This is a genomic window from Chrysiogenia bacterium, assembly GCA_020434085.1.
GTDB lineage: Bacteria > JAGRBM01 > JAGRBM01 > JAGRBM01 > JAGRBM01 > JAGRBM01.
Window position 1 is genome coordinate 1 of record JAGRBM010000360.1, and the last position, 10,877, is coordinate 10,877.

The 10,877-nt window shown below is 61.5% G+C and carries 8 protein-coding genes; all 8 read right to left on the reverse strand.

Annotation, left to right across the window (positions count from 1 at the left end):
* On the reverse strand, window positions 1-344 hold a 344-nt coding region (locus KDH09_12405), incomplete at its 3' end, for a hypothetical protein (GenBank protein ID MCB0220492.1).
* 40 nt (window positions 345-384) lie between these two features.
* A complete protein-coding gene (locus tag KDH09_12410) occupies window positions 385-819 on the reverse strand; it encodes a hypothetical protein (protein MCB0220493.1) in 435 nt (144 codons plus the stop codon).
* Between the two features lie 121 nt (window positions 820-940).
* Window positions 941-2,452, reverse strand: a complete 1,512-nt coding sequence (locus KDH09_12415; GenBank protein ID MCB0220494.1) for a tetratricopeptide repeat protein — start codon at window positions 2,450-2,452, stop codon at window positions 941-943.
* Window positions 2,453-6,289 (reverse strand): tetratricopeptide repeat protein, encoded by a 3,837-nt coding sequence (locus KDH09_12420; GenBank protein MCB0220495.1) that lies wholly within the window; start codon window positions 6,287-6,289, stop codon window positions 2,453-2,455.
* An 8-nt stretch (window positions 6,290-6,297) separates the two neighbouring features.
* Complete coding sequence (locus tag KDH09_12425; GenBank protein ID MCB0220496.1) at window positions 6,298-8,406, reverse strand: tetratricopeptide repeat protein; 2,109 nt, start codon at window positions 8,404-8,406, stop codon at window positions 6,298-6,300.
* Between the two features lie 84 nt (window positions 8,407-8,490).
* Window positions 8,491-8,988: a hypothetical protein gene (locus tag KDH09_12430; GenBank protein ID MCB0220497.1), complete on the reverse strand. Its 498-nt coding sequence runs from the start codon at window positions 8,986-8,988 to the stop codon at window positions 8,491-8,493.
* A gap of 213 nt (window positions 8,989-9,201) precedes the next feature.
* Window positions 9,202-9,894 carry a response regulator transcription factor gene (locus tag KDH09_12435; GenBank protein ID MCB0220498.1) on the reverse strand — a complete coding sequence of 231 codons (693 nt, stop codon included), beginning with the start codon at window positions 9,892-9,894 and terminating at the stop codon, window positions 9,202-9,204.
* A 68-nt stretch (window positions 9,895-9,962) separates the two neighbouring features.
* On the reverse strand, window positions 9,963-10,877 hold a 915-nt coding region (locus KDH09_12440; protein MCB0220499.1), incomplete at its 5' end, for a hypothetical protein.

Below are 10,877 nucleotides of genomic sequence, written 5' to 3' on the forward strand. Positions count from 1 at the left end.
AGCTTCATGTCCTGCTGCAGCGTCACCGCGTAGATCCCGTTCTTCGAAGGCAGCAGGTCGAGCGCGATCAGGTCGGAGAGTTTCACCCGGTGATCGCCGCGCGCAAGCAGGCCGTCCATCTTGTCCGTGATGTAGACGAAGAGACCCTTGCGCGAGGGAGTCAGAAATGTGTGGGAAGCGGGAACCCCGGCAGCCTGGAACTGGAGATCGGCACCTTCCTGGCTGCCAATGGCAAACTTCTCCGCCGGGAATTCCTTGCGGAGAACCTGATCCCCGCGCGTCAGTACAACGGTCGGGACGAGGGGCTCATTCCCCTTCTTCGGTGCTGCGTTCTCAGGTGCCATGTAGTGATTTTTATAGCCGACAAGCCCGGCTTAGAAAAGCCTAGCGGAGCGAAGTTTTGCTGCTGCGTTTCTTGGGCTTGGGCTGCTGCGCCTCGCGAAGTCGGCGCTCTTCAAGCTTCTCGGTCGCCTCTTCAGAGATGGCCCCTTCGTCAGCGGCCTGCTTGAGTTCCTTGTCGAACTGCCGGTTGAGCGAGCGGATGCCGGCAAAGACACGGTCGAGCTCGTCGGTGGCTTCGTCCTGGATGTTGGCGTTGGTCGGGGGGGTCCATTCCTGAATGATAATCACGTTGGGCGTGTCACGCTCGCCCTCGATTTCCAGGGCATTGAACTTGAGCGTGCCGTCCTTGCCCTTCTTCACCTTGGGCTGCGCTTCGGCAGCAGGCTTTTTGGGCTTGGCCTGGGCAAAAGCATGCGACGGCGCAAACGCGACGGTCAGTGCTGACGCGATGAGGCCGATCTGCCACATGCGAACCATCAGGCAACTCCTTGGCGTCCCATTACGGACGCGAATTGGGCGAAGAACTTTACAATCGTTTATATAGCCGACCCGCCCGGGCTCCGCAAGGGGTTTCTAACTGCCTGATTTTACAAGGGAGTTATTGGGTCAGTTTGCGCCCGGTTGCCTTCGCCATGGAGCGTAGCTTGGCATAAAACGCTTCGTCTCCATCGGCAATGGCCGCCTGGAGCTTGAGCCGCGACTTGCTCCTGGTCTGGAGATTGTAGATATCGACGATGACGTACCAAGCCTTGGGTGACTGGGCGATCTCGCCGTGCACCAGGTAGTTTGCCTTGGCGGTAAAGGCCACGCGCACCTGGCACTGGGCCGAGCCGCATTTGCCGGACCAGCCCTTCTGTTTCTCGATCGTATCAATCTCGGCGGGCGCCGTCAGGTCGACACCAAGCCCCAGGATATCCCGGAAGATCTGGTCGACTTGCTGAAGCAGAGCGGGCTCCACAGCGCCCTTGGCAACCTCAAAGGGATAGAGCGTGACCGGCACGCGCGTCTCTTCTACGACCGGTGCAGCCGCAACGGCCGCTGCCGGCGGGGCGCTTGCAGCGGCGGTCGCAGGGGTCGCGGCAGCGCCAGCTTCCGCCGGGCCTTCGGCAACGGCGCCTTCAGTAGCGGTGCCTTCAGCAGCGCCGGCCTCGGGGGCAGGTGTTTCCGCGGCCTGTGCTGCCTCTGCCGAAGCGCCCTCGCCTGCCGGCGCTTCCGCGGTGGCTTCGGCTTCTCCGCCAAGCACGGGCTCCAGATCATCGCCGCCGCCGCTGTCCTGCGCCGCGAGTTCTTCGGCCGAGACGAATCCGGGCGTCCTGGGGCGCTCAACTCCCAAATCCTGGGCCAGCACCGTCACCCAGGGATTTACCTCATCCTTGCGCTCACCGCCGGCACGCAGGTAGCGCACGAAGTAGACGAGCGCCTGTTGTTTGTCGCCCCGGTAGAGTTCCTGGAAGATTCCCATGTTGTAGAGGACCGCCTGCGACGTTGGGTAGCGCGAAAGGTGGTCCTGATAGATTGCTTCGGCCTTCTTGAAGTCGCCGGCACGCCGGTAAGCCCGGCCCAGGTTGGCCACGGCCCACTCGTTGTCGGGTTCAAGCTTGTAGGCGGCCTCGAAGGATTCGAGCGCCTTGTCATGCTCGCCTCGCTTGCGCTGAACGACGCCCAGCAGAACGTGCGCCTCGGGCGATTTTTCCCGAACATTGACCATCGAAGTGGCCTGCTCGAGCGCGCGATCAAGATCCCCGGCATCCAGGTAGAACGCGCAGCGCTTGCAGGTTGTCTGGAGGAGCTGATACTGGGGGTCTCGCGACTTGGCGGCCATGGAACCCGCTGCTTCTTCCGCCTGGCGTCGACGGGCGTCCTCTGCAGCCTTGCGGGCACTCGCCTGCGCCTCGGCCCGGCGCCGCGCCTCTTCGCGGGCACGGCGGCGCGCGAGAATTTCTTCACGCGAAACCTGCTTTCGCTGGCTGTCTTCACCGAGGGCTTCGCTCAGGAAATCCTGATCGACTTCGAGCCCCTTCTTTTCATCCTTGGGCGCACAACCAACCATCAGCGAACCGACCAGGCACGCCATCATCAGCAGGTGCATCACGTTGCGCAGACGGGTCATTTACTTTTTCCCTCCCTGCGGCGCGGCAGTTGCCGGGGCTTTGGCCGGTTTGGCAGCAGGTTTGGCGGCGGGCTTAGCTGCCGGTTTTACAGCAGGCTTCGCAGCGGGCTTCGCAGCCGGCTTGGCACCGGCGGGAGCCTGGGCTCCCTGCGTGGGCGCGGCCCCTCCGGCCGGTGCTCCGGTCGCTCCGGCAGCAGCCGGGGCCGCGGTCGGCGCGGGTTTGGGCGTGGCCTTTGGAATCGGAGGTTTGCGCTTGGGATTGCCAACGTGGAAATCGCGCACCGCGCAGATGATCTGGTCGCCCAGCTCGTTCTTCGCGTAGCGGCCCGGCGAGATCGTCGCCAGCTTCTGGTAGCTCTTCTCGATCCAGTCGTTGAAGGTCTCGTTCTTGCGCGAGTACAGCACGTTCTGCTCAAAGGTCTGAATCGCCTTCTCTTCGAAGGGGAAGGCCTGTTCTTCGAGCGCAAATCCGTATTCTTCGAGCAGTAGCTCGTCGCCCTGCACTTCCTTGGGACGCTCGGAGTTGAGCAGCGCACTGCGGAAGTTCAAAAGCGCCTCACCGATCTTGTAGGTCGAACCGGTGGTGTATTCCTCGATCTGATACGCGGCAGCCTCACCATAGAGCTTGATCAGCTTGGAGAGCAGCGTCTGCTTCCTTTTTAGCGAGCTCTTGAGCGGAAGTTTCAGCTCGTAGGGCGCGTATTCGTCGAAGGCCAGGTTGGCCAGCAGGAACTTGGCACGCGCCGAGAAGTTCTTCGGAAGCTCGGGCTCGGTCTTTTCGTAGCGAGTCTGCATGGCAAACAGCTCGCCCCAGGTTTTCTCGGCCTCGGCGTACTGCTCACGCGAGTAAGCGGCAAAACCCTCGATGAACTTCGCCTCAACAAGACGTTTGGGCTTGGCACCGAACTTCCGGGTGTAGTTGCGGAAGGTCTGGAGCACGCGCTCCCAGTCCTCAAGCTCTTCGTACATCTTGCCGGACACATAGAAGAGGTCTTCGGCCTTCTCCATGTCCTTCTGCCGCTCGAAGAGCGCCGACGCCTTCAGGAAGGATTCGGCCGCCTCGGGCAGGCGTTTTTCTTCGCGGTAGTGGGTTCCGACAACAGCCATACCCTTGGGCGAGAGGTCGGAGTCGGGATAGGCATCGGCCAGGGCATTGAACGTCGCGATGGCCGAATCCCACTGGCCGCCATCCTTGTAGGCGATGGCGCCGTCGTAGAAAGCGGTCGGGGCGATGTCCACGTCCTCAAGCTCGGGATCGTTGGGAACAGTGAGGAAGAGCTTGGCCGCCTCGATGAATTTCTTGTCCTTGCGCGCCTGCTCGGCCTGCTTGTAGATGGCCGCCGCGATGAGCGTTCGCAGATCCTTGCGCTTGGCCTCGGTCGCACGCCCGGGCGGCAGCAGGGCCAGAGCCTTGCGGAATTCCTGCTCGGCCGCGACCTGATCGCCGCCTTCAAGATAGGTCGTCGCGATGTATTCCTGCGCCTGCGAAGAACGCGGGTCCTTCGGGAAGCGATCGATCACACCGCGGTAGACCTCGCGCGCGCGGGCGTATTGTTTGCTGGAGAAGAGCAGCTCGCCTTCGTTGAAGAGCATGTCGGCCACTTCGGGGTGCTTGGGATGCGCCTCGACAAAGCGCGCAAGGGCCGAGATGAGCGGGCTGGTAAAGCCGCTCTTCTTGAGCCCCTCGGTGCGGTCGAACTCTGCGGGTTCGCTCTCTTCAGAAGCAACTGCCGGGGCTGCGCCCTCGGCAGGTTTGGCCTGGGCCTTTGCCGCCTGGGCGGTTTCGAACTCCGCCTTGAACTTCTCGAGATCTTCATCGAGCGCATTCTGCCAGGCGACGATCGCCTTGTACGCGGCGCTTTCCTTGCGTTCGGCAGTATGCTCGCTCTGCCAGGCAACCTGCTCGTATTCGAGCGCGGCATTGGCCCAGTCTTCGAGCGAGTAATAGGATTCGGCCAGGAAGAAGCGCGCTTCGGGCGCCTCCTTGTCCTGGGGATAGTCCTTGAGGAACAGGCGATAGTTGTTCGCCGCGAGCTGGTAGTGCTCGGCCGGATCTTTCGTGCCCTTGGCCTGGGCCTTGGCCAGGTGATACTGGGCGAGCTGGAAGACGGCCTTCGAGCGAATCTTCTCCGCGTCGGCCCGGTCTTTCTCTCCGGTGTTGGCATTCCACCATGCGCCGTCACGGGCCAGGCGGGTAACGATGTCCTCACGCGCGCCGTTGACCTTGTCCCAGCGCTTGTCCTTTTCGTAGACGGTGACGATCAGTTCCATCACGCGGGGCACGGCCGAGTAAGTGGGGTACTTCTCGATCATGTCCTGATAGATCTCGATCGCTTCCTGATAGCGCTCTTCCTTTTCGTAGAAGGCGCCCATGGAAATGTAGGTGTACTGTTCGTAGTCGGACTTCGGCGCCTTCTTCCAGAACGCGGCCAGGTTGTCCGGACCGCTTCGCCCATCGCCCATTTCCGACCAGGCGATGGCCTGGAAGCGAATCGCCTCTCGGGCAAGACCGGTCGACTGCTCATAGATATCGGCAAAACGCTGGTAGCGACCGGCCGCTTTCTCGTTGTCGATGACCGTTCGGACCAACTGATCCATCCACGCGATCGTGTCTTCGTAGCGTGCCATGCGGAAACTCGACCAGCCGAGCTGGAAGAGCGCCTGATACTGATAGTACGGATCGTCGTTCTTGATCGCGATGGCGTTCTTGAACGCGTCTTGCGCTTTTTCCAGCCAGTCCATGGCCGAGAAAATGTCGAGACCCGCGGTGCGGTTCACATACGACATACCCAGCCGGAACCAGGCAGCCTGGGAACGCGGATCGCCCTTGTTCTTGTTGAGGAAGCTGACGAGCACTTCCTCCGAACGATCTTCGAGTCCCATTTCCTGATAGGCAAATGAGAGCTGGTAGAGGACCTTGTCGTTGTCGCGGCGATCGGGGTAATCCTCAAGCAGTTCTTCGTAGAGCTTGATCGCGTCGCTGAAGTCCTTGAGCGGGAGTTCCATGTCCGGGTTGCAGCCGGCCTTGCCCGCCTCGCAACGTGCTTCGTTGCGATCGAAGTTCGTCATGTCCTGCAGGAAGCGCTCGTTCGCGTAGCGCACATACAGATCCGCAAGGGTATGAATTGTCGTGGGAATGGTCGCGCTCTTGCTGACCGCGGAGTCCTTGTTGCGGTAGCGCCCGAGGAAGGCCAGGCGCGCATCGATGCGTTTCTTGAGCGCATCGAGATTCTCGCCCTCGCCCTCCCCCCCGAGCTCGGAGAGCGCCACCTCGGTCTGCTCACGCTCGCGAGCGGCCTTCTGGCTGCGCTCGCTCTGCTCGTCGGCCTGACGGGCCTTTGCCTGTTCGGCGCGCAGTTGAGCTTCCGCTTCCTCGTTGCGGCGTTTTTCGATCTCGGCCTGCAGCCTTGCAACCTCGGCCAGCTCTTCCTGCCGCTTGGCCTCGGCGCGGGCCCGACGCTCGGCTGCGATGACGGCCACCGGGTCCATCGAGCCGCCTTCGACGAGGGATTCAAGGTCTTCCATGCCTTCGGCGCCTTCGAGGACTTCAGCCTCGCCAAAGGACTGAAGCGCGGCTTCGGTCTCTTCATCGCTACGATCAAGGCCGATGCCGCGCTCGCCGGGTTCTTCACTCTCGCGATTCTGGGGACCGCCGCCCCGCTGGGCCTCGACGCGGCGCTTGTGACGTTGCACAAGACGCGGGCCCGAGGACTCGGCGCACGAAGAGAGGCTCATCACCAGTGCGAGCAACGCGCAGACCAGCACGCGGGGCGCGCCCGGGCGGGGCGTTCCCTGCGAGGCGGCTCTCTCTTTTGTACTGACGCAGAGTCGTCCCATGCGCTCCTCTATTGACCCGACTGACGGTCAAGCGCGCCGATGACGCCGAATTCCGCCTCTGCAACGAAGCGCTCCAGACGTCCGTCGTAGCGCTTGTAGACTGCTGCCACTTCATCGATGACTTTTTCAGTCAGGCCCAGATAGTAGCGCTCGCTCTGGCTGAGAAGCTGAGCTTGCTTGCCGGTGACTTCCTGGCTGCGGCGCTTGAGATCGCGCATGCGCGAACGGGTCGCCACGGTATTGTCCTGAATGGCGCGCAGCTTCTCCTGGGCGCGGTTGATCTCGCCCTTGAGCTTGCTGAGTTCCTTGTTATAGAGCGCCGTGAGCACGGCCGACGCGCCGCCCTGCCCCCGGCGACGCAGGCCTCCGGCGGTCATTTCCGTATTGCTGAGAATGGCCCAGGCCATCTCGCCGCGCAGGATTTCAAGATGCTTGGTATCGCGGGCAATGCGGTGGGTAATCTCTTCGGTCGCGCGCAGTTCCGCTCCCGACATCGTCGACTCATTGGCCGACATCCATGCCTTGAGCTCGCGGCTCATTTTGCGAAGCTGGGAGAGCTTGCGGTTGTACTCCTGCAGGCGCTCGGTTTCCTTTTTGGTGGCCAGCGCCCAGATATCGGCATCCTTGCTTCGGTTGTTGATGCGCGCGTCGAGCAGCTCGTACTGCTGCTGCAGACGGTCGATTCGCTTTGCAAAGGACTCATCGAGGCGGCTCTCGAAGTCACCCAACGTGCCGAGCTTCTGGTCGATCATGTTCGTCTGGTGGCTCAGGTCCGAGCCCGCCGCGCGAAGTTGTCGCAGGTGCTCGCCCACTTCGGTGTGCAGTTCGAACCACTCGCGCACTTCCGGGTTGGTCACGACGCGAACAAAGACCTGCTTCTCGTCGTCGTTCATCCCCTCGGTGGGATCGATCCGCGAGATCGAGCTGGCCGGATCGAAGTAGAGCCGGATTTCCTGAAAGTGATTGCGCAGGAATCCTTCTTCGATGACGTAGTGAGCAAACTTGCGCTCGTCCTCGTAGAACTCCACTGCTGTCTGATAGGCACTGATTGCCTTGTCGTAGACCCCGAGGTTCACATAGGCCGATCCGATGAGCAGCAGCGCTTCCTGACTCAGGCGCCCGGCGGGCACGCCTTTGATGAGTTTGTTGAGTGTTACGATCGCCTGGACGAGCTGGTTCTGATAGATCTCGGCCCAGGCCTTCGCGTAGAGCGCGTCGGGGTAATAGGGGTTTTCTTCGGGAATCTCCGAGAAAACATCCACCGCCCGCCCGTGGGCCTTGTTCTGAACGTAGAGATATCCCAGCGCGAGCTGCGACTTCGCAACGAGCGCTTCGAGCGTAACCCGCTCATCGGGATAGAGGGCCGCTGGGATGATGCGCACCTCGGTCTCGCCCGTCTGGCGGTTCTGCAGCTTGAGGCGCACCGGCGAGACGAGCTTGCGCCCCATCTGGATCGCACTGATGAATGCTTTTTCGGCGTTTTGCGCCTCACCGAGTTGCGAGTAGGCCAGCCCCAGCGAGTAGCGGGCGAAAGGCCCTTTGCTGCTGCTCTCGGGCACCTTGCTCAGGGCCGCAACGGCCTCCTTGGGAGCGCCAAGCTTCAGGAACGAGATTCCTGCCAGGTAGCGGGCGCCATCGAGATCGACCGGGTCTTCGAATTTCTCAACGAGATCGAGCGTCGAGACCGCGCGGCCGTACTCGCCCACTTCGTACAGCAGCGATTGGAGCCCCGCCAGACCCGCCGCGACGGCCGGCCCTTTCTTGGCTTCATTGATGAGTTCCTCGTACTGCCCCAGAGATGCCTGCGCCAGTCCCAGACGTTGATAGAGCTGTGCGAGGCGCAGCTTAACATTGGGTTCAAGCGGCTGGCCCTTCGCGTGGGCAAGCACCGTGGGCAGCGAGGGTCGCGCCCAGACCGGATCGTCCATTTCAGAGTCATAGTTGGCCAGCTCGAAGACCAGACCGAGTTTGCGAGCGCTCGAATAGTAGGGATGACCGGTACCGGCCGCGGAGGAGAGATTGGGAATGTCCCGGAAAAAGAAGCCGAGCCCAACCACGCCCGCCAGCAGAAGTGCCAGCGACCTGTGTTGAACTCGCGAATTTCGGGACAGGTCCATCATGCCGTTATTGGTGACGAAGCGCGCTGGCGACCTGGGCGTGGGCTTTCGCGGCGAAAGCACCAGGCCGGGGCCTGGGCGGGCTTATTCGTGAATTTCGTACGTAAAATCAGGACGCTTCTTGTCCGTCGAGTAACCCACTCGCAGCTCGACGAAGCTCAGCGTCCGCTCCTTGCCTTTGACCTTGAACCGGATCGCCTTGTTGATCCGGTTCTGGATCAGGTCCACTCCGGTGAACTGCGCAATGATCGTGTGGTCGCCCGCCGAGACATGCCCTTCGAAGAGGCTCTGGGCACCGCCGTTCTGCAGGGCCATATTCTCCTCAGCCCGGTAGACGTGGGTTCCCACCATCCGGTCGTCCACAAGCACCTTGACCGACTGCAACTGGAACTGCTTGCCCGCCGTGCTGGTCAGGAAAATCTTGATGGCCGAGGTTCGCGGGACGAGCAGGTCCTGCTCGAGAGAATCAAGCTCGGAATTGAGTTCCACGAGCTTGCCACGAAGTTCCTCGATCTCTTCTTCAACCGTTTTCAGGTTGCCCTGAGCAAAAGCGCGGGTTGCCAGCGCCGCGAGAATCATCACGCTTACCAGCAAAATCCAATGCGTTCTGTGCCGAAGCACGGCTTCAGCTCGGGCATACGGGGGCAATGCCGCCATAGGATGTACACTCCGGTGGTTCCAACAACCACGGCCAACTATATCGGCGCCCGCTCGGGCAAGTCAAACCCGCCAGCGGGCCTAAGTCGTTAAAAACAGTGTGTAATTTGGCTGCAGGAAAGGCTGTGATCGAGCGCACTACTTGATGAACTTGTAACCTTCGGTGGGGACCGTGATGATCACGTCTTCCTTGCCGAAAAAGGGCCGCAACTTCACCCGCAGATTCTTGATGTGGACGTCGATTGTCCGGGTCTCAACATCGGGCCCGTAGCCCCAGATGGTCTTGAGCAGCAATTTGCGGTTCATCACCTTGTTGGGGTTGGATGCGAGCAGATACAGGAGGTCGAATTCCTTGGGCTGGAGACGCTGGGTCTCGCCCTTGAAAGTGATCTCGTATTTCTTGGGATTGAGGCGCATCCCCCGAACCGTGATTGTTTTTTCACGCTCGAGATTGGGCTGGTCCTTCGATGCCGCAGCGCGGCGAAGCACGGTTTTGATGCGCGCAAGCAGCTCGCGTTTGCTGAACGGTTTTGTCAGGTAGTCGTCGGCCCCGATCTCCAGACCGACCACTTTGTCGACCTCTTCGCCCTTGGCCGAGACGATGATGATCGGGACGTTGGAGCGCTGGTGATACTCGCGGCAGTAGTCCAGACCGTCCCCATCGGGCAGCATCAGATCCAGCAGCACCAGATCGGGCTGCTCGGCCTCGGTCTTCTTGCGCCCCTCAGCGAGCGTTCCTGCCGCGACAACGCGATAGCTCTCCTCCTCCAGAAGGATCTGGAGGGCCTGACGGATATTCGCGTCATCCTCGATGATGAGAACTTTGGTCATGTGTCCAGTCTCGTATCACAGGGTCGTGGGGGTGACAAGCAAATGACGCTCAAGAGGCCGATTTTGCCTCAAGCCGCCGCATCGTCTTCATCCGATTCTTCGGCCCCCTCGGCCAGCGGCAGGGCGATGAGGAAGCGACTCCCCTTGCCGGGCTGGCTCTCGGCCCAGATGTCGCCGCCGTGGGCGAGGACGTATTCCTTCGAGATCGCGAGCCCCAGCCCCGTGCCGCCCTCGTTGGACTGGCGCACGTAGTCGTCCTGGAAGAAGCGGTCGAAGATCCGGTCGATGTTCTTGGCCGATATTCCCACGCCCGAGTCGCGCACCTCTACGAGGGCGTAGCGCCGTGCCGGCTCAAGCGGGTCGCCGCGCCCGAACTCGGCGAGCAGCTCGGCGCCGCTGCGCTCCTTGAGGAAGACTTCAATCTTGCCGCCGGCCGGGGTGAATTTGATGGCATTGCCCAGGATGTTGTCGAGCACCTGGATGATCTTCGAGCGATCGATATCCATCCGCGCCTGCGCGCCATACCAGTCCGCCGAGAGATCGACCCCTTTGCCCTCGGCCGCGCCGCTGGCGACCATCACCGATTCATCGAGCAGGTCGGCCAGCGAGGTTCGGCGGAAGCTGTAGTCCATCTTGCCACCGGCGATCTTCGAGAGATCGAGAATGTTGTTGATGATGCGCGTAAGCCGGTCGGTCGAGAGATCGATGATGTCGAGATACTCGCGCTCCTTGGTGGGTTCGAGCTTGCCGGCCTTGGCCTGCAGGATCTCGGTAAAGCTCTTGATGCTGGTCAGCGGCGTGCGCAGCGAGTGTGAGACGATGGAGAGAATCTCCGTCTTCAGGCGATCCACCTTCATCAGCTCGGAAATGTCCTGGAAAATGATCACGCAGCCCTGGTCGGGTTCTCCCTCGCGCACGATGGGGGCGGCATTGCCGCGCACGTCGAGTTCGCCGATGCGGGTCACGAATTCCTCGATGCCCGG

Excerpts from the sequence above, each read along its gene's own strand:
- KDH09_12410 (MCB0220493.1), bottom strand. The coding sequence starts at position 819 with ATGGTTCGCATGTGGCAGATCGGCCTCATCGCGTCAGCACTGACCGTC.
- KDH09_12415 (MCB0220494.1), bottom strand. The coding sequence starts at position 2,452 with ATGACCCGTCTGCGCAACGTGATGCACCTGCTGATGATGGCGTGCCTG.
- KDH09_12420 (MCB0220495.1), bottom strand. The coding sequence starts at position 6,289 with ATGGGACGACTCTGCGTCAGTACAAAAGAGAGAGCCGCCTCGCAGGGA.
- KDH09_12425 (MCB0220496.1), bottom strand. The coding sequence starts at position 8,406 with ATGGACCTGTCCCGAAATTCGCGAGTTCAACACAGGTCGCTGGCACTT.
- KDH09_12435 (MCB0220498.1), bottom strand. The coding sequence starts at position 9,894 with ATGACCAAAGTTCTCATCATCGAGGATGACGCGAATATCCGTCAGGCC.